This window comes from Curtobacterium sp. MCLR17_045 (assembly GCF_003234405.1).
GTDB classification, from domain to species: domain Bacteria; phylum Actinomycetota; class Actinomycetes; order Actinomycetales; family Microbacteriaceae; genus Curtobacterium; species Curtobacterium flaccumfaciens.
On record NZ_QKTB01000027.1, the window covers coordinates 25,142 to 44,517 of the forward strand.

At 72.1% G+C, this 19,376-nt stretch carries 20 protein-coding genes; 11 read left to right on the forward strand and 9 right to left on the reverse strand.

Going from position 1 to position 19,376, the window contains the following annotated elements; genetic code table 11:
• Positions 1 to 41: 41 nt before the first annotated feature.
• The 6 genes from DEJ05_RS18415 to DEJ05_RS14550 all read right to left on the reverse strand — a co-directional run bounded on the left by DEJ05_RS18415 (position 42) and on the right by DEJ05_RS14550 (position 5,181).
• Positions 42 to 746, reverse strand: a complete 705-nt coding sequence (locus DEJ05_RS18415; protein WP_111110763.1) for a transglycosylase family protein — start codon at positions 744 to 746, stop codon at positions 42 to 44.
• A gap of 302 nt (positions 747 to 1,048) precedes the next feature.
• Positions 1,049 to 2,200, reverse strand: a complete 1,152-nt coding sequence (rlmC, locus tag DEJ05_RS14530) for a 23S rRNA (uracil(747)-C(5))-methyltransferase RlmC (protein WP_111110764.1) — start codon at positions 2,198 to 2,200, stop codon at positions 1,049 to 1,051.
• Between the two features lie 7 nt (positions 2,201 to 2,207).
• A complete protein-coding gene (locus DEJ05_RS14535) occupies positions 2,208 to 3,074 on the reverse strand; it encodes an SMP-30/gluconolactonase/LRE family protein (protein ID WP_375334585.1) in 867 nt (288 codons plus the stop codon).
• Between the two features lie 40 nt (positions 3,075 to 3,114).
• Positions 3,115 to 3,735, reverse strand: a complete 621-nt coding sequence (locus DEJ05_RS14540) for a DedA family protein (RefSeq protein ID WP_111110765.1) — start codon at positions 3,733 to 3,735, stop codon at positions 3,115 to 3,117.
• A 67-nt stretch (positions 3,736 to 3,802) separates the two neighbouring features.
• A complete protein-coding gene (locus DEJ05_RS14545; protein ID WP_111110766.1) occupies positions 3,803 to 4,462 on the reverse strand; it encodes a FadR/GntR family transcriptional regulator in 660 nt (219 codons plus the stop codon).
• A complete protein-coding gene (locus DEJ05_RS14550; RefSeq protein ID WP_181440735.1) occupies positions 4,459 to 5,181 on the reverse strand; it encodes an SDR family oxidoreductase in 723 nt (240 codons plus the stop codon). Before DEJ05_RS14550 ends, DEJ05_RS14545 begins: the two co-directional genes overlap by 4 nt.
• Positions 5,182 to 5,226: 45 nt before the next feature.
• On the opposite strand from DEJ05_RS14550, the gene DEJ05_RS14555 reads away from it, so the two are divergent.
• From DEJ05_RS14555 to mnhG, 7 genes are all read left to right on the forward strand, one after another.
• Complete coding sequence (locus DEJ05_RS14555; protein WP_111110768.1) at positions 5,227 to 5,979, forward strand: SDR family NAD(P)-dependent oxidoreductase; 753 nt, start codon at positions 5,227 to 5,229, stop codon at positions 5,977 to 5,979.
• A gap of 101 nt (positions 5,980 to 6,080) precedes the next feature.
• Entirely contained in the window at positions 6,081 to 8,993 is a 2,913-nt protein-coding gene (locus tag DEJ05_RS14560) for a Na+/H+ antiporter subunit A (protein WP_111110769.1), read from the forward strand.
• Positions 8,990 to 9,400: a Na(+)/H(+) antiporter subunit C gene (locus tag DEJ05_RS14565; protein WP_110865552.1), complete on the forward strand. Its 411-nt coding sequence runs from the start codon at positions 8,990 to 8,992 to the stop codon at positions 9,398 to 9,400. Before DEJ05_RS14560 ends, DEJ05_RS14565 begins: the two co-directional genes overlap by 4 nt.
• On the forward strand, positions 9,397 to 11,088 hold the full coding sequence (locus DEJ05_RS14570) for a Na+/H+ antiporter subunit D (RefSeq protein WP_111028653.1): 1,692 nt from the start codon (positions 9,397 to 9,399) through the stop codon (positions 11,086 to 11,088). Before DEJ05_RS14565 ends, DEJ05_RS14570 begins: the two co-directional genes overlap by 4 nt.
• Positions 11,085 to 11,666 (forward strand): Na+/H+ antiporter subunit E, encoded by a 582-nt coding sequence (locus DEJ05_RS14575; RefSeq protein WP_111028654.1) that lies wholly within the window; start codon positions 11,085 to 11,087, stop codon positions 11,664 to 11,666. The genes DEJ05_RS14570 and DEJ05_RS14575 overlap by 4 nt, the downstream gene beginning before the upstream one ends.
• On the forward strand, positions 11,663 to 12,001 hold the full coding sequence (locus DEJ05_RS14580) for a hypothetical protein (RefSeq protein ID WP_051597118.1): 339 nt from the start codon (positions 11,663 to 11,665) through the stop codon (positions 11,999 to 12,001). The genes DEJ05_RS14575 and DEJ05_RS14580 overlap by 4 nt, the downstream gene beginning before the upstream one ends.
• Positions 11,998 to 12,354 (forward strand): monovalent cation/H(+) antiporter subunit G, encoded by a 357-nt coding sequence (gene mnhG / locus DEJ05_RS14585; protein ID WP_071245814.1) that lies wholly within the window; start codon positions 11,998 to 12,000, stop codon positions 12,352 to 12,354. Before DEJ05_RS14580 ends, mnhG begins: the two co-directional genes overlap by 4 nt.
• A gap of 77 nt (positions 12,355 to 12,431) precedes the next feature.
• Here the strand turns inward: mnhG and DEJ05_RS14590 are convergent, their stop codons facing one another.
• Both DEJ05_RS14590 and mgrA read right to left on the reverse strand, forming a co-directional pair.
• Positions 12,432 to 13,673, reverse strand: coding sequence for an MFS transporter (locus DEJ05_RS14590; protein ID WP_111110770.1), 1,242 nt, complete (start codon positions 13,671 to 13,673; stop codon positions 12,432 to 12,434).
• A 560-nt stretch (positions 13,674 to 14,233) separates the two neighbouring features.
• Positions 14,234 to 15,277, reverse strand: a complete 1,044-nt coding sequence (gene mgrA, locus DEJ05_RS14595; RefSeq protein WP_111047715.1) for an L-glyceraldehyde 3-phosphate reductase — start codon at positions 15,275 to 15,277, stop codon at positions 14,234 to 14,236.
• A 90-nt stretch (positions 15,278 to 15,367) separates the two neighbouring features.
• Here mgrA and DEJ05_RS14600 point away from each other — a divergent pair, with 90 nt between their 5' ends.
• From DEJ05_RS14600 to soxR, 3 genes are all read left to right on the forward strand, one after another.
• Entirely contained in the window at positions 15,368 to 15,823 is a 456-nt protein-coding gene (locus DEJ05_RS14600; protein ID WP_196783353.1) for an iron chaperone, read from the forward strand.
• A 2-nt stretch (positions 15,824 to 15,825) separates the two neighbouring features.
• Positions 15,826 to 16,872 (forward strand): YdcF family protein, encoded by a 1,047-nt coding sequence (locus tag DEJ05_RS14605; protein ID WP_258376167.1) that lies wholly within the window; start codon positions 15,826 to 15,828, stop codon positions 16,870 to 16,872.
• A 79-nt stretch (positions 16,873 to 16,951) separates the two neighbouring features.
• Positions 16,952 to 17,497, forward strand: coding sequence for a redox-sensitive transcriptional activator SoxR (soxR, locus tag DEJ05_RS14610; protein ID WP_111110771.1), 546 nt, complete (start codon positions 16,952 to 16,954; stop codon positions 17,495 to 17,497).
• Here the strand turns inward: soxR and DEJ05_RS14615 are convergent.
• Positions 17,494 to 17,934, reverse strand: a complete 441-nt coding sequence (locus tag DEJ05_RS14615) for a MarR family winged helix-turn-helix transcriptional regulator (protein ID WP_216852147.1) — start codon at positions 17,932 to 17,934, stop codon at positions 17,494 to 17,496. The genes soxR and DEJ05_RS14615 overlap by 4 nt on opposite strands.
• Before the next feature lie 46 nt (positions 17,935 to 17,980).
• Here DEJ05_RS14615 and DEJ05_RS14620 point away from each other — a divergent pair, with 46 nt between their 5' ends.
• Positions 17,981 to 19,234, forward strand: a complete 1,254-nt coding sequence (locus tag DEJ05_RS14620; RefSeq protein ID WP_111054800.1) for a multidrug effflux MFS transporter — start codon at positions 17,981 to 17,983, stop codon at positions 19,232 to 19,234.
• Positions 19,235 to 19,376: the final 142 nt, after the last annotated feature.

Genomic DNA, 19,376 nt, shown 5'->3' on the forward strand with positions numbered 1-19,376 from the left:
TCGAGGTCGTGGGGCGTCGTCGTGTTCGGTCTGCGGAGAGATCAGGCGGGGAGCTGGAGCTCCTGGCCGGCGTAGATCAGGTTCGCGTCGTCGATGGTCGACGTGTTCGCGGCCCAGAGCTGCTTCCAGCCGCCGTCGATCCCGAGCTTCGTCGCGATCGTGTCGAGCGTGTCGCCCGAGGCGATCGTGTACGTCTTGCCGCTCGTCTTGACCGGGGCGGGCTTGCTCGGCGTCGTCGCTGCCGGGGCGGGCGTCGACTCGGTCGTGCTCGGCGCGGCCGGCTGCGGGGCGGCCTGCTCGGCGGGAGACGGTGCCGGAGCGGCGGGCTGCGGGGCAGCCTGCTGTGCGGGCGCCGGAGCCGGTGCGGGGGCCGGAGCCGCCGCGGCGGGCGCTGCACCGCTGGTGCCGCTCAGCCCGAGCTGGGCGGAGCAGGCAGGCCAGGCACCCCAGCCCTGCGAGGCGAGGACACGCTCGGCGACGGCGATCTGGGCCTCGCGGCTGGCGGAGGCGGGGTTGCCCGCACCACCGTTCGCCTGCCAGGTACCGAGGTTGAACTGCAGGCCGCCGTAGTAGCCGTTGCCGGTGTTGATGGCCCAGTTGCCGCCGGACTCGCACTGCGCGAGCTGGTCCCAGGTCGAACCGGACGCTGCGTTCGCGGGGGCTGCCGCGAGGCCGACACCGGTCGCGGCGATGCCGGCGAACGCCAGGCCACCGACGATGGTGCGGGTACGGGAAAGCTTCTTCATGTGATTGCTCCACCGGGGTCACGAGCCGCATCTGTTGCGGGATCCACTGCCCACCCCGACCGATCGCGGTCAGTTGTGGGGGTGCGCCACCGGGGGCAGTGGTCATCGGGCCGGCGGCACCTCGGTCGGCAACCATAGGAAACTCTTGACCGTTATCAAACCGAGACAAACGGTTCTACCCGTGCATGCTATGTACCCCGCCCCAGAACCTGAACGGCTCGATGCCCATGGCCATGGTGATCGAGGCGTACTCGGGTACGTGTCCTTGGCAATTCCCTGGCAATGCCGATCGACGGTCGGGATCAGGCCCGCGTGAGCAGGGTCACGGCCTCGAGGTGCCCGGTCTGCGGGAACATGTCGAGCACCCTGGCCCGGCGCAGCCGGAACGACGGCATGCGTGCCAGGTCCTTCGCCAGGGTCACCGGGTTGCAGCTCGAGTAGACGACGTGCTGGACGTCCGACTCCTCGAGCCAGGTCGACAACCGCTCCCCGATCCCGCGACGCGGAGGGTTCACGACGACGAGCTCGGGCACCGCATCCGGACGAGCCCGGAGGGCGTGCTCGGTCGCGTCGTCGGCGGCGAACCGGAGTCCCTCGAGGCCGGCCTCACGAGCGGACTGCTTCGCGGAGCGGATCGCCTCGGCGCTCGTCTCGATGCCGGTCACCACGCGGCCGGGACGGGCAGCGTGCAGCGCGAACCCGCCGACGCCGCAGTACAGGTCCCACATCGACGCCGGGTCGAGCTCGTCGATCCAGGCCGTCGCCTGCGCGTACAGCTCCGTCGCGACGCCGGTGTTCGTCTGGAAGAAGCTCTGCGGCCGCAGGTGCATCGTGATCCCGCCGAGCCGCATCGGCAGGGTCTCCTGCTCGGTCAGCACGATCTCGCGGTCGCCCTCGGTGACGGCCTTGTGCTCGGGCAGCAGGTTGGCGGTCACCACGACCGCGTTCGGCAGTACGGCACGCAGGGCGTCGAGGTGCTGGCGGAGCCGCGGGAGCTGCCCCTCGGAACGCAGCACGAACCGGATCATCAACTCGCCGTCGGGCGACTCGGTGACCAGGACGTACTTGAGCTCACCCCGGCGCGCGGCGACGTCGTACGGGATCAGCCCGGCGGTCGAGACGAACTCGGCCAGCACGGGCAACGCGTGCCGGATGCCGGGCGTGCAGATCCCGCAGTGCCGCAGGTCCACCCCGCGCTGCCGGTGGTCGAGGATGCCGACGGTGGGGTGCTGGACGGTCCCGCCCACGACCATCTTCGCCTTGTTCCGGTACCCCGACTCCGGGCTCGTGATCGCGGGCGACCAGGAGACCGCTCCGGGGCCTCCGGCGGCCTCGACCGCGGCGTGCAGGAGCTCGCGCGTGCGGAGTTCCTTGTCGAGGACCTGGTCGGCGTAGGGCTGGCCCATGAGCGTGCACGACCGGCACACCCCGCGGTCGAAGTAGTCGCACTGCATGGCCGAGTCAGGATACGGCAGCGTCCCGCGTCGTCGTGGCGATCCGGTACACGGACGTCGTCGCGGTCAGGAACAGCGTCGTACCGTCGTCGCCGCCGAAGCACAGGTTCGACGTGACCTCCGGCACGGCGACCGCACCGATACGGGCACCCGTCGGGTCGAACACGACGACGCCGCGGTGCGAGGACGACCAGACGTTGCCGTGCACGTCGACCCGGATGCCGTCCGGCGCACCCTCTCCGGGCTCGAGCCGCGCGAACACCCGGCCGTTCTTCAGCAGGTCGCCTCGGCGGTCGTAGGCGCGGATGACCGGCTCGTCGCCCGACGAACTCGCGATGTACAGCACCCGCTCGTCCGGGTCGAAGGCCAGGCCGTTCGGCTCGTCCAGGTCGGTCGCCACTGGTCGCAGGTCCTCGCCCGCCGGGCCGCACCGGAACACCCAGTGGTCGCCGTACTCACGCACGCCCGGGTGTCCCTCGCGCGGCTGGGTGATGCCGTAGGCGGGGTCGGTGAACCAGACGCCGCCGTCCCGCGCGACCACGACGTCGTTCGGGGAGTTGAACCGGCCCCCGTCCCACACGTCGACGATCGGCGTGACGACGCCGTCGCGGTCCCGCTCGACCCGACGCAGCCCGTGCGAGCACTGCACGACGCTGCCGTCCCGGTCGAGCGTGCGGCCGTTGGTGAACTCGACACCGTCCGCGTACACCGAGGTCTCCCCCGAGTCCGCGTGCCACTGCAGGATCCGGTCACCCGGGATGTCGGACCACCGCAGCGTGCGCGTCGACGGGAGCCAGCAGGGCCCCTCGGCCCAGGTGCTGCCGGTGGCGATGCGCTCGAGCGCGTCGGGGTCCGGTACGAGGTCGTCGAGCAGCACGGGTTCTCCTTCGAACGGGGTGCTCAGCCTACGTTCGTCAGGCCGCGGCCGCAGCCTCGCTCCGGCGTCGCACGGCCTTCTCGATCGCGGAGATCGCGAGGCCGAGCAGGATCGACGCCACGACCGCGAGGGTCGTGACGAGGAAGGGCTGCTCGCGGCTCCAGCGCCCGGTGGCCGAGGCGATGCCGACGCAGTACGCGGCCCACACGACGTCGGCGAGCACACAGCTGAGCAGGAACCGCCGGAGGTCGAGCCCGCTGTCCGCGCCGACCAGGTTCGTCGTCAACCGGCCCATCGGGATGAAGCGTCCGAGCACCGCGATGCGCCCGGGAGCGGCACGGTAGCGGCCGTCGATGGCGTCCCGGGCCGCGCGGACCTTCGGACGCGCGAACCACGACTTCGAGCCGAGGTCGACCGACCGCGCCAGGTGGTAGAGCCCGAGGTCACCGAGGACCATCCCGATCGACGCCGCGACGACGAGGAAGAGGACCGGCAGGAGACCGCCGTCACCGCCCACCAGGAGCGTGCCGATCGCGACGACGAGTGCCTGGCTGGGCAGGAAGACCGCGACGCTGCCCACGGCGAGTACGAGGCCGACCACGAAGAACGCCCACGGGGTGCCGACGAGCTGGACGACCAGGTCCTGTGCTGCGTCCACGACTCACCCTCCACGGGCGCCGGAGGGGCGCGCCGGGGTCCATCCTCGCAGGTCCGGCGCGCCCCGCTCACGTGCGGTCGACGATCGCCCGCATGGTCGAGGCCGCGTCGTCCGGGCGGCCGTCGAGGACGGCGTCGGCGAGTGCCAGGTGGAGGCCGACGTCGTGGAGGTCCGGGCGGATGCCCCCGCGTTCGCGCAGCACCTGGCCGACGACCTGGTGCAGGCGTCGGTACAGGGCGTTGCCGGACAGGTCGAGCACGAGCGCGTGGAACCGCACGTCCGCGGCCACGAAGTCGAGGCGGACGTCGCGGGTCGCGGCGGCGGCGAGCTCGTCCGCGGTGGTGCGGAGGTCCTCCCGTCTGTCCGCGCACGCGTCGAGCGCCGCTCGCCGGGCCGCAGCGGCAGCGGCGGCGGGTTCGACCGCCGCGCGCAGCTCGCGGAGTTCGACCGCCACGCGGTCACCGTCGGGGCCCCGCAGGCGCCACCGCACCACGCGCGGGTCCAGGACGTCCCACTCCCGCACGTCGAGGACGGTCACGCCGACCCGGCGCCGCGCGCTGAGCAGGCCGAGCGCGACGAGGACGCGGACGGCCTCGCGGACGATGCTGCGACTGGCGCCCGTCCAGGTCACCAGGTCGTCGACGCTCCGGCGGCTGCCCACGGCGACCGCACCGGAGACGACAGCGGCACCGACCTGGTCGAGGACCCGTTCGAAGGTGCTCGTCACCGCTGCGAGACCGGCGACAGCACGAGCTCGTCGATGCGCACGTGCGCCGGCGACCCGAGCACGAAGGCGACCGTCCGCCCGATGTCCTCCGGTTGGAGCATGCGCTGCCGCGCGGCCGCGTCGGGGACCTCGGGCCGTTGGTCGAGGAAGTCCGTCGCGACGTCACCCGGGCACAGGTGGGTGGCACGCACCCCGTGCTCGGCCTCCTGCTGGTTGAGCGTCCGGACGACCGACGCGAGCGCGGACTTGCTCGCCGAGTACGCGACACCCGCTCCGGGCTGGAAGGACCACCCGGCGTACGACGACACGACGACGACCACGCCGCCGGCCGCGCGGAGTGCCGGCAGCGCGGCGTCCACCAGCGAGACGACGGCGGTGAGGTTCGTGTCCACGATCGCGCGGAAGTCGGTCAGCGACTGGTCGTCCCACCGGCGCCTCGGGGCGTTGAGCCCGGCCGCCAGCACGAGCCCGTCGAGCCGCCCGTGCCGGTCGAGCACGGTGTCCCGCGCGGCGGTGACGGCGTCGGGGTCGTTCGCGTCGAGGGGCAGGACGTCCGCGGTTCCCCCGGCGCCGCGGACGGTGCGCGCGATCTGCTCGAGCCGGTCGGCACGGCGCCCGCTGAGGACCACGGTCCAGCCGTCCCGCGCCGCTGCCTCGGCGCTCGCGGCCCCCATGCCGCTGCCCCCACCCGTGACCCAGAGCACACGCTGATCCGTCATGCTCGAATAGTATGCCTATTCAAGGCACCGACGACGGGAGCAACGATGCACCTCGACCTGACCGACCGCGTGGTGGTCGTGACCGGCGCAGCGCGCGGGATCGGCCGCACGCTGGCCGACCGCTTCGTCAGCGAGGGGTGTCGCGTCGTCGCGCTCGACCTGGCCTTCGAGCCGGGCTTCCCGCTCGACCACGTCGTGTGCAACGTCGCCGACCCGCAGTCGGTGCGCGACGCCGTGGACGAGGTCGTCCGGCGGCACGGCACGATCGACGTGCTGGTGAACAACGCCGGCATCAACGTCACGGGCACGGTCGCCGAACTGGAGTGGGACGCCTGGCGCCGCTGCATGGACGTCAACCTCGGCGGCACGTTCCTGATGAGCCAGGCCGTGGCTCCGGTGATGCAGGCGGCCGGGCGCGGTCGGATCATCAACGCCGCATCGTTCGCGGCGATCGTGCCCAGCGTCGGGAGCGCTGCCTACGCGGCGTCGAAGGCCGCCGTCGTCTCGTTCACCCGGGTCCTGGCGTCGGAGCTCGGCCCGTGGGGGATCACCGTGAACGCCTACGCACCGGGCATGGTGCCGACGGCGATGAACGGCTTCGCGACGATGCCGGCCGAGGCGCAGGACCGCCTGCTCGACACGCTGTCGCTCCGCCGGTGGGAGACCGCGGACGACGTCGCCGACCTGCTCGTCTTCGTGGCGAGCGACGCTTCCGGGTACATCACCGGCACCCTGCTCGACGTCTCCGGCGGCAAGCTCGCGACCCAGATCCCCGCTCGCGCGCACGGCCGGACCTGAGCGGACTGCTGTCCGGCCGCACAGGTTCTCCACATGGCCTCCTCCGTAGGCTGTGAAAGCCCAGTGAGCCGGACTGCAGCCCGACCCCGAGGAGGTGCCCGATGGTCCTCGTCCTCGTCGCGTTCGCGATCGTCGCCCTGATCGTCCCCGCCCTGACCCCCGTCCTCGGCCGCCGCGTCTTCTACGTGGCGGCCCTCGCCCCCGCCGCGGCGGCGGTGCTGACGATCGCGCAGACCGACGCCGCCCTGCACGGCAGCGTCGTCGAACGGCACCAGTGGGTCCCCCAGCTCGACCTCGACGTCACGCTGCGGATGGACGCCCTGTCGTGGGTGCTCGCCCTCGTGGTGTCGATCGTCGGCGCGTTGGTGCTGGTCTACTGCGCCTCGTACTTCGAGCGGGACGAACCCGGGCTCGGTCGGTTCGCCGGGGTCCTGACCGCCTTCGCCGGCTCGATGTACGGGCTCGTGATCGCCGACGACGTCATCGTGCTGTTCGTCCTGTGGGAGGCCACGACGGTCTTCTCCTACCTGCTCATCGGGCACGACGCCGCGAAGCGTGCCAGTCGCGCCGCCGCCATGCAGGCGCTCGTGGTGACCACCGCCGGTGGCCTGGCGATGCTCGCGGGCCTCGTGATGCTCTCGGTCACGGCGGGCACGACCTCGCTGTCCGCGATCGTCGCCGATCCCCCGAGCGGCACGGTCGTCTCGGTGTCGGTGGTCCTCGTGCTGCTCGGGGCGCTCACGAAGTCGGCGATCGTGCCCTTCCACTTCTGGCTCCCCGCCGCGATGGCCGCACCCACACCGGTCAGCGCGTACCTGCACGCCGCGGCGATGGTGAAGGCCGGCATCTACCTGGTGGCCCGGCTCGCCCCCGCGTTCGCGCTGCTCGACGGCTGGCGCGAGACGATCACGCTGCTCGGCGTCGCCGGGATGCTCGTCGGCGGGTACCGCGCCCTGCGGCAGACCGACCTCAAGCTCCTGCTCGCCTACGGCACCGTGGCCCAGCTCGGGTTCCTCGTGCTCGCCGCCGGCTGGGGTGCCCCCGCGGTCGCCCTCGGCGGGGTCGCGCTCCTCGTGGCCCACGCCGCCTTCAAGTCGACGCTCTTCCTGGTCGTCGGCGCGATCGACCACGTCACCGGCACGCGTGACCTCGGTCGGCTCAGCGGGCTCGGCCGCGCCCGCCCGTGGCTGGCGGTCGTCGCGGTGCTCGCGCTGCTGTCGATGGCCGGGATCCCGCCGACGATCGGGTTCGTCGCGAAGGAAGCCGTGCTGACCGGGTTCACCGAGTCCCTGCACGGCCCCGACGCCGGCTGGGCCTGGTTCGCCCTGATCGGTGTGACCGTCGGATCGGTGCTCACCGTGGCGTACTCGCTCCGCTTCTTCTGGGGAGCGTTCGCCCGCAAGCCCGGCGTCGCCCAGACGGAACCGCACGCCCTGCACGGCCTGGGGGTGGTGCCGTCGATCCTGGCACTGACCGGCGTGGCCCTCGGCCTGCTGACCCCGGTGGTCGCGCACGGCATCGAGCCCGCTGCCACGACCGCAGCACTCGGCGGCGAGGAGGTCCCGCACCTCGCGCTCTGGCACGGCCTCGAACCCGCGCTCGGCCTGTCCGCGATCACCCTGGTCGGCGGCCTCGCACTGTTCGCCCTGCGTCGTCCGGTCGAAGCGCTCCAGCACCGGCTCGCGGGGTTCCCGAGCGCTGCGGGCACGTACCGGCACGGCATGCGACTGCTCGACCGTGGGGCGACCGGACTCACCGCGAGCCTGCAGCGCGGCTCGCTCCCCTACTACCTGACCGTGATCCTGTCGGTCTTCGTCGCCGGGGCGCTCGCCAACCTGGTGCTCGGCGGGCCGTGGGAGTTCCACGTCCGGTTCGCCGACTCGTGGGGCCAGATCCCGGTGATGATCGTGATGTCGATCGCGGGCATCGCGGTGCTCACGGCGAAGACACGGTTCGCCGCCGCGGTCCTGGTCGGCGTCACCGGCTACGGCCTCTCGGTGCTGTTCGTCCTGCACGGCGCCGTCGACCTCGCCCTGACGCAGCTCGTGGTCGAGACGGTCACCCTGATCGCCTTCGTCCTGGTGCTCCGACGGCTGCCCCCGCGCATCGCCACGACCAACCCGTCGCGGTTCCGGGTCGTGCGGGCGCTCTTCGCCGGGCTGGCGGGGCTGACGCTGGCGATCGTCGTCGTCGTCGCTGCCTCGGCCCGGACGGCACGCCCCCTCTGGCCCGACCTGCCCGCGCTGACGAGCTCGTTCGGGCACGGTCTGAACGTGGTGAACGTCGCCCTCGTCGACCTGCGCGGCTGGGACACCCTCGGTGAGCTCACGGTCGTGGTCGCCGCGGCCACCGGCGTCGCGAGCCTGATCTTCGTGAACTCGCGCGAGGACACCCTGCCCCGGCTGCGGGACCTGCCGGAGACCCTGACCGCGAACGGCGAGCGCACCGACGGCGAGCCCCGCGCCTGGCTGCCGACGAGCGCCGCGATCCCGACCGGCCGTTCGGCACTGCTCGACGTGGTCGTCCGCCTGCTGTTCCACGGCCTGATCGTGCTGTCGGTGTACCTGCTGTTCGCCGGGCACAACTCGGCCGGTGGTGGGTTCGCCGGTGGCCTGGTCGCCGGCATCGCGCTCGCGGCCCGCTACCTGGCCGGCGGCCCGGCCGAACTCGGTGCAGCGGCTCCGGTGCGTGCCGGTCGTCTGCTCGGCCTGGGGGTCGCGACGGCAGCCATCACCGCGATCGTGCCGCTGTTCTTCGGCCGTGAAGCCCTGTACTCCGAGTTCTTCGAGGCCACCGTCCCGATCCTCGGGCACGTCGAGTTCGTCACCGCCACGTTCTTCGACATCGGCGTCTACCTGGTCGTCGTCGGCCTGGTGCTCGACGTCCTCCGCAGCCTCGGTGCCGAGGTCGACCGGCAGCGCCTCGAGGACGCCTCGACCCCGACCCGCGACACCACCGAGGGGTCCGTCAGCGACGCCCTCGATGCCCCCACCCCGGAAGGGAGCGCCACGTGACCGTCACCCTCGTCCTCGTGATCGCCATGGCGGTGTTGTTCTCGTGCGGCGTCTACCTGCTGCTCGAACGCTCCCTGACCCGGATGCTCCTCGGCTTCCTGCTGCTCGGCAACTCGCTCAACCTGCTGCTGCTGGTGATGTCCGGCGCCGCGGGCGATCCGCCGATCGGCAAGAGCGCCGAGGGCATCACCGACCCGCTCCCCCAGGCGTTCGCCCTGACCGCGATCGTGATTACCTTCGCCGTCAGCGCGTTCCTGCTGGCCCTGATCCACCGGTCGTGGCAGCTGTCCCGCGCCGACGAGGTCGAGGTCGACGAGGCCGATGCCGCCATCGGCCGCGACCGCGACGAGGCGGCCGACGAGGACCCGGAGACCACCACCGACGCAGAACAGGAGGCGACCCGATGACCTGGCTCGTCCCGCTCCTCGTCCTCGTCCCGCTGCTCGGTGCCGCGGTCGCGCTCGGACTCCTCCGGCACCAGAAGCTCCAGCGTGCGATCACCGTCGTGGTGCTCGTCGTGGCGCTGGCCGTCGCCGCCACGCTCATGGTCCTGGTCGACCGGCACGGCACGATCGTGGTGCAGGTCGGCGGGTGGGACGCCCCCTACGGCATCTCGCTCGTCGTCGACCGGCTCAGCGCACTGCTGCTCACCGTCAGTGCGAGCGTCCTGCTGCTCGTCCTGCTCTTCTCGATCGGACAGGGCCTGGCCGCCGACGACGAGGACGCCCCGGTCACGATCTTCTACCCGACGTACCTGGTGCTCGCCGCCGGCGTGCTCGACTCGTTCATCGCCGGTGACCTGTTCAACCTGTACGTCGCGTTCGAGATGCTGCTGGTGGCGAGCTACGTGCTCATCACGCTGGGCGGCAGTGAACAGCGCGTCCGGGCCGGCACGACGTACATCGTCACGAGCCTGATCGCGTCGGCGATCTTCCTCGCCGCCATCGGGCTGGTCTACGGCGCCACCGGCACGGTGAACATCGCCCAGATCAGCGAGCGCGTCGCCGACCTGCCGGAGCACGTCCAGCTGCTCCTGCACACGATGCTGCTGATCGGGTTCGGCATCAAGGCGGCCGTGTTCCCGCTGGCGTTCTGGCTGCCGGACTCGTACCCGACGGCCCCGGCACCGGTCACCGCGGTCTTCGCGGGCCTCCTGACCAAGGTCGGCATCTACGCGATCATCCGGCTCGAGACGGTGATCTTCCCGCGACCACAACTCAACGAGGTGCTGCTCGTCGTCGCCGCACTGACGATGGTGGTCGGGGTGCTCGGCGCGGTGTCGCAGACCGACGTGAAACGGCTGCTGTCCTTCACGCTGATCAGCCACATCGGCTTCATGGTGATGGGCGTCGGACTCGGCACCGTCGCGGGGACGGCGGCAGCGGTGTTCTACACGGTGCACCACATCGTCGTGCAGACCACGCTGTTCCTGGTGTCCGGTCTGATGGAGCGCGTCGGCGGGACGACCTCGACCCGGTCGCTCGGCGGACTGCTGAAGGCCGCACCGCTGCTGGCCGCCCTGTACCTGATCCCCGCGTTCAACCTGGGCGGGATCCCGCCGTTCTCCGGCTTCATCGGCAAGCTCGGCCTGTTCCGCGCCGCCGCCGAGGACGGTTCCCCGATGGCGTACGTCACCATCGGCGCCGGCGTCGTCACCTCGCTGCTCACCCTGTACGCGCTCATGCGGGTCTGGGACGCCGCCTTCTGGCGGCCGAAGCCGGCGGCCGAGGCCGCCGCCCCGCACGCGACGAGCGCCGAACCGCACGCCCACCTGCGGTCGCCGGAACCGGCGCCGCTCACCGTCTCCGAGGAGACGGGCGAGGCGTACCACCCGGGAGGCTCGGTGACGGTCACCGACGCACCGCACGCGGCCCGTGCCTCCAGTCCGACCACCGGCGCGACCGAGGCGGTCGGCGAGGCTCCCGAGAAGGTGCGCCTGCCGCGCATGCTCGTCGGCGTGACGACCGTCGCGGTGCTCGGGTCCGTCGCCCTGACCGTCGTCGCCGGCCCGCTCTACGGCTACGCGACCCGCGCAGCGGAGTCGCTGGAGTCGCCCGACCGCTACGTGCAGGCCGTGCTCGGAGGTGAGCGATGACCGACGTCCGCCGCATCTCGAACGCCCGCCGGATCGCGCTGGCGTGGCGCTACGACGTGCCCCTGGTCGCGGGGCTCACCGTGCTCTGGGCGCTGCTCTGGGGGTCGTGGACCCCGCTGACGCTGCTGTGCGGCATCGTCGTGGCGCTCATCGTCACCCAGGCGCTGCCGCTCCCGCCGGTCCCCCTGTCCGCACGGTTCTCGATCGTGCACGTGCTGCGGTTCCTGGCGGTCTGGTCCGGGCTCGTCGTCGTGGCGTCATTCCGGGTCGCCTGGGTCGCGTTCCGTCCCCGCGGTGTGCGGCGGAGCTCGATCACGCTCGTGCAGCTGCACTCGACCTCCGAGATGACCTTCACCCTGGCCACGCTCGCGATCTCGCTCGTGCCCGGCTCGTACGTCGCCGACGTGGACCTGCGGCGCCGTCGCCTGCTGCTCCACGTGCTCGACACCGAGCGCCTCGAGCAGGTCGAGGACGAACGCCGCGTCGCACTCCGGATCGAGGCCATGGTCATCCGCGCACTGGGATCCAAGCAGGACGTCTCCGAGCTGTCCGAGCCCCTGCCGGAGGTGACCCGATGAGCCCCGCCGTCGTCGTGATGGGCATCGCCGTCGCGCTCGTGCTCGCGCTCCTCGGGGCGACGTTCGCCCTCGCGGTGTTCCGCATCGTGCGCGGCCCGACCATCCTCGACCGCATGATCGGCTCCGACATGGTGCTGACCACCGTGCTCGTGGTGATCGCCGCCGCGATGGTCATCCGCCAGGACCTGACCGGCATCCCCGTGCTCGTGGTGATCTCGGCGACGAGTGTGTTCGCCACGGTCGCCGTTGCCCGGGCCGTCACGCCCTCGGCTGACCCGTCCGACGAGGGACTGACCGTCACCACCCCCGAGCGCGCCGAGGAGGACCAGTCGTGATCGAGATCATCGAGTCGTTCGTCGACGACGCCGGCATCCGCGCCTGGATCGCCATCGGGCTGCTGCTCGTCGGGTCGCTGCTGTCGCTCGGCGCCGGGGTCGGCATCGTCCGGTTCCCGGACCCGCTCGTCCGCCTGCACGCGATGGCGAAGCCGCAGGTGCTCGGGCTCGCACTCGCGCTGGCCGCCATCGTCGTCGCGGTGTGGACGTGGACGGCGTTCTGGGTCGTGCTGCCGATCATGGTGTTCCAGCTGTTCCTGGTGCCGGTGTCGACACACATGATCGCCCGCGCCGGCCTGCGCGCCGACGACTACCGGCACGAGGACCTGCTCGTCGACGACACGGAGTCCTGACGCACCGACCTGACGGACCGGAGGCCCGTGGCGGCGTCGCCACGGGCCTCCGGTTCGGCAGGTGGTCACGTTCGCGGTCAGGCGGTCGCGACCCGGCGCGGGAGCAGCAGGTTGCCGACCGCGGCGACCACGACGATCGCGGCGGAGACCGCCGGCAGCAGCATCGCGGCGGCGGTGCCGTGGTGCTCGGCGACGTCCCCGGTGATGGCGGAGGCGATCGACTGCCCGACGATCACAGCCGACCCGAGGATCGTCATCGTGGTGGCGGACCGGCCGACCGGTGACCGGTCGGAGCCGAGGCTGTACTGGGCGACCAGGGTCGGCCCGATCCCGATGCCCATGATCGCGAGGACGACGCCCGCGGCGACGACGGAGTCGGCGCTGGCGAACGCGATCGCACCGGCGAGGAGCACGACGCCGAACACGAGCCAGCGCCAACCGAGGCCGAACGACCGCGGGAACGCTGCCGACCCGAGCGCCAACCCGGCGGAACCGATGCCCATCAGGCCGTAGAGCAGGCCGGCCTGCGAGGCCTCGCCGTGGGTCTCCATGAACGCCGTCAGCGAGGTGAGCGTCGAGCCGAAGAACAGGCCGATGCCGAGGATGCCGCCGACCACGACGACGAGCCGCGGACGCAGGAGCTGCCGCGCGGGTGCCTGCGTCGACTCCGCGTGCTGGCCGACCACGAGCTTGCCGGTCGGGTGCAGCGCGAACGCCGTCACGAACACGAACGTCAGGACCGAGGCGCCGGCGACGGCCACCCACGGGGCGATCGCGCTGGCGAGGATGCCGACCAGGAACGGGCCGATGATGAACACGGTCTCGTCGGCGGCGGACTCGTAGGCCATCGTGCCGCTGAGGGTCTTCTCGCGCCGCGCCGGGGCCATGCGCTGCCGGATGATCGCGACGAGCCGGGTGCGGGACATCGGGGCGACCTGCGGGGCCGAGGCACCGATGCAGAATGCGACCGCGAGGACGGCGAGGTCGGGCGCGGTGCCGCTGACGACGAACGGGAAGAACCCGAGCAGCGCCGCGTTCACCAGGCCGACGGGGACGAGCACCGCCCGCTGGCCGTAGCGGTCGGCCGCGGCGCCGACCATCGGGCCGAAGATCGCGGAGCCGATGCCGACGGCGGCGGAGTTGATGCCGCCGAGGGCGACGGAGTCACGGGCGGCGACGACGAGGGTCAGGACGCCGACCACCATCATCGCGAACGGGAGCCGGGCGATGAAGGCCACGGGGAAGTACCAGCGGCCGGCGAGGGAGACGAGTGAGCGGTCCGGAGCGGGCGGGGCGTCGGTTGAGCGGGTCTGGAGCATCGGGGTTGTGCCTTCTCGGCCCGCCCGGTTCGGTGGCGGCGGACCCATCGGGTGCCGCCGTTGTCCGCCGGGATGCCGGCGGCCGGTAGATACACACTGCGTGTTGTCGAACGCTGTCGATGGTACCAACCGGCCGCCGCGCACCGGAGGAGTTCGCTCCTGGCGCCGTCCCGGCGGTCAGCCGTGGTGCGGTCGCAGACCGTCGCCTGCGGCGCCGTCAGCCGACAGTTCATGGCCGCTCGGCGGGCGACCCGCGACGTGTCGTGACCGGTCGGCGCGGGCCGACCACGCGAAGCAACGCGACCGGACGACGGACGGGAGGCGCGTGGCGGCGTGCCCCGCGCCTCCCGGCCGCCGCGCCGCGCGCCCAGGGCCCCGCAGCGGTCACGACGCCCCGTCGGGCGTGCGCGGCGCGGTCGCAGACCGTCGCCTGCGGCGCCGCCAGCCGACGGTTCGTGACCGGTCGGCGGGCGACCCGCGATGTGTCGTGACCAGTCGGCGGGATCCGCCGAGCAACGAGATGCGACCAGCCGAGCGACTGCTGCGGCGTGGTGCTCGGGTCAGGAGACCTCGCCTGCGCGGGCTCCCGCCCACAGGTCGACATCGGTGATGCCGACCGAGTGCTCGTCGATGACGCGGAGCTCCTCGTCCGTGAACGAGGTATTCGACAGCGCGGCGACGTTGTCCTCGAGCTGCGACACCCGCGAGGCACCGATCACGAGTGAGGTCACCCGCTCGTCGCGGAGCGCCCAGGCGAGGGCGAGCTGCGCGAGGGACTGTCCGCGGGCGGCCGCGACGTCGTTCAGGGCGCGGAGGTGCTCGACGACCTCGGGCGTGATGCTCGACGCGTCGAGGGACTTGCCCGCTGCCGCGCGGGAGTCCTCGGGCACACCGTTCAGGTACTTGCCGGTCAGCAGCCCCTGCGCCAGCGCGGTGAAGCCGATCACGCCGAAGCCGAGCTCGCCGGCGGCGTCGAGCAGCCCCTCGGTCTCGATCCAGCGGTTGAGCATCGAGTACGAGGGCTGGTGGATCAGGAGCGGGGTGCCGAGGTCGCGGAGGATCTCCGCTGCCTGCCGGCTGCGCTCGGCGTCGTAGGACGAGATGCCGACGTACAGCGCCTTGCCCTGCTGGACCGCGGTGTGCAGGGCGCCCATCGTCTCCTCGAGCGGGGTCGAGGCGTCGAGGCGGTGCGAGTAGAAGACGTCGACGTAGTCCAGGCCCGTGCGCTGCAGCGACTGGTCGAGCGAGGCGAGCACGTACTTGCGCGAGCCACCGCCCTGCCCGTACGGCCCCGGCCACATGTCCCAGCCGGCCTTCGTCGAGACGACCATCTCGTCGCGGTAGGGCCGGAAGTCCTCGCGCATCAGGCGGCCGAAGTTCACCTCGGCAGCACCGTAGGGCGGGCCGTAGTTGTTCGCGAGGTCGTGGTGGGTGATCCCGAGGTCGAACGCCCGGCGGCTGATGGCGCGCTGGTTCTCGAAGGGCATGTCGTCCCCGAAGTTGTGCCAGTACCCCAGGGAGAGCAGCGGCAGGTCGAGGCCCGAGCGGCCGGTCCGGCGGTACGTCATCGAGTCGTAGCGGTCGTCACTGGCGATGTAGGTCATGGGACGAGCCTGGCACTCGATCGGGCCCTGACCTCGCATGCTTCGCTTCGCGGACCCATGATGGGTGCACGAGACCACGAGGAGACGACGATGGCACGGACGACGAAGACCGAGACCACCTTCACCGACGAGGAGCGCGCGGCGATGCAGGAGCACGCCGCAGAGGTCAAGCGCGCCCGCGGCACGAAGGGCACCAAGGCCGAGAAGGCAGCGGCCGACGCCGCTGCGGTCGAGGCGAAGATCGCCGAGATGCCCCAGCCGGACCGCGGTCTGGCGGAGCGCATCCACCGCATCGCGCTCGAGGTCGCGCCTGAGCTCGCGCCGAAGCTCTGGTACGGCATGCCCGCCTACGCGCGGGACGGCAAGGCGGTGTTCTTCTTCCAGGACGCCGCCAAGTTCAAGGCCCGCTACGCGACACTCGGGTTCCAGGACTCGGCCGCGCTCGACGACGGCACGTTCTGGCCCACGTCGTGGGCGATCAGCCCCGAGTTCTCCGAGGCCGACGAGGCACGGGTGGCCGACCTGATCCGTCGCGCGGTCGGCTGACGGTGCTCGGGCTGGGCGCCGCTCCCGTCTTCGCCCTGCTGTTCCTGGTGCTGTACGTCCTGGGGCGGCGACGGGACCCGCGGATGCTCCGCAACGGGGTGTTCCTGACGGCGGCCGTGCTGTTCGGGCTCGCGACGGTCGTGGCCGTGCTGACCAGGGTGGTCCCCGGGTTCAGCCTGCTCGTCGCCGTGGTGCTGCTGCTCGTGCCGCTCGCCGTGGTGGTGCTCGGCGTCGCCCTGGTCGCGAACGGTCTGCAGATGCTCCGGGCCGAGGGGCGCAGCGTCGGCAACCTGCTGTCGCTCGCCGCCGGCGTGTCGGTGTTCGTGCTGCCGGCGGTCGCCATCGCCCTGCTCGTCTCGGGCAGCGGTGAGGGCTTCACGCTGTGGGACGGCACGAAGATCGCCGTCGCCGTGCTGATGGTGTTCGTCTGCGGGTACTTCGCGCTGTCGCTGGTCGCGTTCGCCCTGTACTCCGTGGTCTACGGGCGGACGCGGCACGGCATCGTCCCCGACACGATCGTGGTCCTCGGCTCCGGGCTCGTGCACGGCGAGGTCCCACCCCTGCTGCAGAGCCGGCTCGACCGGGCGCTCGGCGTCTACCGGGCCGAACGGGCCGCCGGACGCCGACCGCTCCTCGTGCCGTCCGGCGGACAGGGCGACGACGAGCCCCGCCCCGAGGGCACCGCGATGGCCGAGTACCTGGTGGCGCACGGTGCCGACGCGGACGACGTCGTGGCGGAGACCGCGTCGCGGAACACCCGCGAGAACCTCCGGTTCTCGCGGGACGTGCAGACGGCCGCCGGCCGGGACGGCCAGATGGTCGTGGTCACGAACAACTACCACGTGCTGCGGGCCGCGACCCTGGCCCGTCGCCTCGACCTGCCGGCCCAGGTCGTCGGCGCGCGCACGGCGGCGTACTACGTCCCGAGTGCGTTCCTGCGGGAGTTCGCCGCGGTGATCGTCGAGCACCGCTGGCTGAACGTGGTCGCCTGCACGCCGTTCGTGCTGTTCACCGGGTTCCTGCTCTGGGAGTCGTTCCAGCAGCGGTAGACGCGACCCACGGACGGACTGGAGGCCCGTGGCGGGCCCGCCACGGGCCTCCAGTCCGAGCCGCCGTAAGATCTCGACCATGGTCGAGATCCAGCCGCCACGTCCCACCGACCTGCTGCCCATCGGCGAGATCGTGCGCCGCACGGGCGTCGCCGCCTCGGCCCTGCACTTCTACGAGCGCAAGGGGCTGATCCACCCGGAGCGCACCGACGGTGGCACGCGGATGTACCCGCGGCACGTCGAACGGCGGATCGCGATCATCCAGGTGGCCAAGCGCCTCGGCATCCCACTCAGCGAGGTCGCCGAGCAGTTCGAGGCCCTGCCCGCCGACCGGATGCCCTCGCTGCGCGACTGGAACCGGTTGAACGAGCGGTGGCGCGCACGACTGCGGGCCCGCCAGCTCGAGCTCGAGCGCCTGCAGCAGGAGATGACACAGTGCATCGGCTGCGGGTGCGTCTCGCTCGGAGCGTGTTCGGTCGTGAACCCCGGTGATGCCCTGGGCGACGAGGGGCACGGCGCGCGTCGCCTGCTGCCGATCCAGGACGAGGCGGCCGACGATGCCGACACCGCTGCCGACGACGCCGCTGCCGCTGCCGCTGCCGCTGCCGAGGACGCTGTCGCCTAGCCCGCGCGCAGTCCGTCGTCGATCCGCTGCAGCAGCTCCAGCGCCTCGACCGCACCGCGCTCGTCGCCACCGAGGGCCGTGCGGAGCTTGCCGGACCAGTGCCGGTAGAGCCGGTCGACGCTCTCCTGGGCCAGGGCGGTCGAGTGCAGCTGCACGGTCCGGGCGTCCGCCGGGTCCTGGCGCCGCTCGACCATGCCCTTCGCCACGAGCGACCGGAGCGCGACGCTGAGGTTGCTGCGCTGCAGGGCCGTGGCCTCGGCGGTGGCACTGGGCGAGGTGCCGGGGTTGCGGTTGATCCAGCGCATCACGAGCGCCTCGGTGCCGGTCAGCGGCACGATGTCGAGGGTCTCCGAGCCGTGCGGGTCGATGTCGCGCGCGATCCGGAGCAGGACGTCCGCGAACTCGGCGAGGACGTGGTCGGACACGGCGGAGTGCATGACCGTACTGTACCGATCTCGGGCGATGAGTTATGCTTTCATAACAATGACCACGGACACCGGAACCATCCGCGCGACGATCGCGACACCCACGACCAAGCAGCAGGGCATCACGACCGCGCTGCTCCTGGTGCTCGGCCTGCTCAGTGCCGTCGCCCCCTTCGCCACCGACCTGTACCTGCCGGCGTTCCCGCAGATGACCACCGAGCTCGGGGCGAGCGCCACCGCCGTCCAGCTCACCCTGACCGCGTTCCTGGTGGGCGTGACCGCGGGCCAGCTCGTGTTCGGTCCGCTTTCCGACCGGTTCGGCCGCGTGCCGCCGCTCATCGCCGGTGCCGCGGTGTGCGTGCTCGCGAGCATCGCCGCGGTGCTCGCGCCGAACATCGGCGTGCTCATCGCTGCCCGCCTGCTGCAGGGCCTCGGCGGTGCAGCCGGCATGGTGATCAGCCGTGCGGTCATCTCCGACCTGGCGACCGGCAAGTCCGCCGCCCGTGCGTTCTCGCTCATGATGATCGTCGGCGGGGTCGCCCCGGTCGTCGCACCGCTGCTCGGCGGCCTGCTCACCGGTCCGATCGGCTGGCGTGGCCTGCTCTCGATCGTGCTCGGCCTGTCGGTCGTCATGCTCATCGCGGTCCTCGCCGTGATCCGCGAGACCCACCTGAAGGAACACCGCGACGCCCTGCGCGAGGAACGCCGTGGCTCGGGCTCGGCCCTGCGTGCCCTGCGCTCCCGCACGTTCCTCGGCTACACCGCCGTGTTCGGCTTCGCGTTCGCCGTGATGATGGCCTACATCTCCGCGTCACCGTTCCTGTACCAGGACATGATCGGCTTCGGCACGGTCGGCTACGGCCTGGCCTTCGGGCTGAACGCCCTGGCACTGATGGGCGTCAGCATCCTGTCCGCCAAGCTCACCGCGACCCGTTCGGTCACGGGCGTGCTGTCGCTCGGCATCGTGCTGGTGCTCGCGTCGACCGTGGCGTTCGCGCTGCTCGTCGTCTCCGGGGCGCCGGTCATCTGGCTCGCCGTGCCGCTGTTCACCGCGGTCGGCTCGCTCGGCCTGGTGCTCGGCAACGCCACGGCACTCGCCCTCGGTGCCGTGCCCTCGGCCGCCGGCAGCGCCTCGGCCGTGCTCGGTGCCCTGCAGTTCGGGCTCGCGGCGCTCGTGTCCCCGCTCGTCAGCATCGGCGGCTCGGACACCGCGGCGCCGCTGGCGATCGTGATGCTCGCCGCCGCCGTGGTGGCCGTCGTGGCGCTGCTCGCGGCGCGGGGCCGGACCAGCCGGACCAGCACGCTCAGCTGAGTCGGAAGGACACCGGCCGCTGACCCGGAACGACACCGCCTGCTGACGTGGAACGACACTGTCGACGTCGCCCGACATCGACAGTGTCGTTCCGCGTCGGCCAGACCGCCCCCGACCCGGCCCCAACCAGCCCGGCCTCAGC

Coding starts and splice junctions, on each gene's coding strand:
- DEJ05_RS14580 (WP_051597118.1), top strand. CDS start 11,663: ATGAGCCCCGCCGTCGTCGTGATGGGCATCGCCGTCGCGCTCGTGCTC.
- DEJ05_RS14550 (WP_181440735.1), bottom strand. CDS start 5,181: ATGACGGATCAGCGTGTGCTCTGGGTCACGGGTGGGGGCAGCGGCATG.
- DEJ05_RS14570 (WP_111028653.1), top strand. CDS start 9,397: ATGACCTGGCTCGTCCCGCTCCTCGTCCTCGTCCCGCTGCTCGGTGCC.
- DEJ05_RS14560 (WP_111110769.1), top strand. CDS start 6,081: ATGGTCCTCGTCCTCGTCGCGTTCGCGATCGTCGCCCTGATCGTCCCC.
- soxR (WP_111110771.1), top strand. CDS start 16,952: ATGGTCGAGATCCAGCCGCCACGTCCCACCGACCTGCTGCCCATCGGC.
- DEJ05_RS14615 (WP_216852147.1), bottom strand. CDS start 17,934: ATGCACTCCGCCGTGTCCGACCACGTCCTCGCCGAGTTCGCGGACGTC.
- DEJ05_RS14620 (WP_111054800.1), top strand. CDS start 17,981: ATGACCACGGACACCGGAACCATCCGCGCGACGATCGCGACACCCACG.
- DEJ05_RS18415 (WP_111110763.1), bottom strand. CDS start 746: ATGAAGAAGCTTTCCCGTACCCGCACCATCGTCGGTGGCCTGGCGTTC.
- rlmC (WP_111110764.1), bottom strand. CDS start 2,200: ATGCAGTGCGACTACTTCGACCGCGGGGTGTGCCGGTCGTGCACGCTC.
- DEJ05_RS14575 (WP_111028654.1), top strand. CDS start 11,085: ATGACCGACGTCCGCCGCATCTCGAACGCCCGCCGGATCGCGCTGGCG.
- mgrA (WP_111047715.1), bottom strand. CDS start 15,277: ATGACCTACATCGCCAGTGACGACCGCTACGACTCGATGACGTACCGC.
- DEJ05_RS14555 (WP_111110768.1), top strand. CDS start 5,227: ATGCACCTCGACCTGACCGACCGCGTGGTGGTCGTGACCGGCGCAGCG.
- DEJ05_RS14590 (WP_111110770.1), bottom strand. CDS start 13,673: ATGCTCCAGACCCGCTCAACCGACGCCCCGCCCGCTCCGGACCGCTCA.
- DEJ05_RS14600 (WP_196783353.1), top strand. CDS start 15,368: ATGGCACGGACGACGAAGACCGAGACCACCTTCACCGACGAGGAGCGC.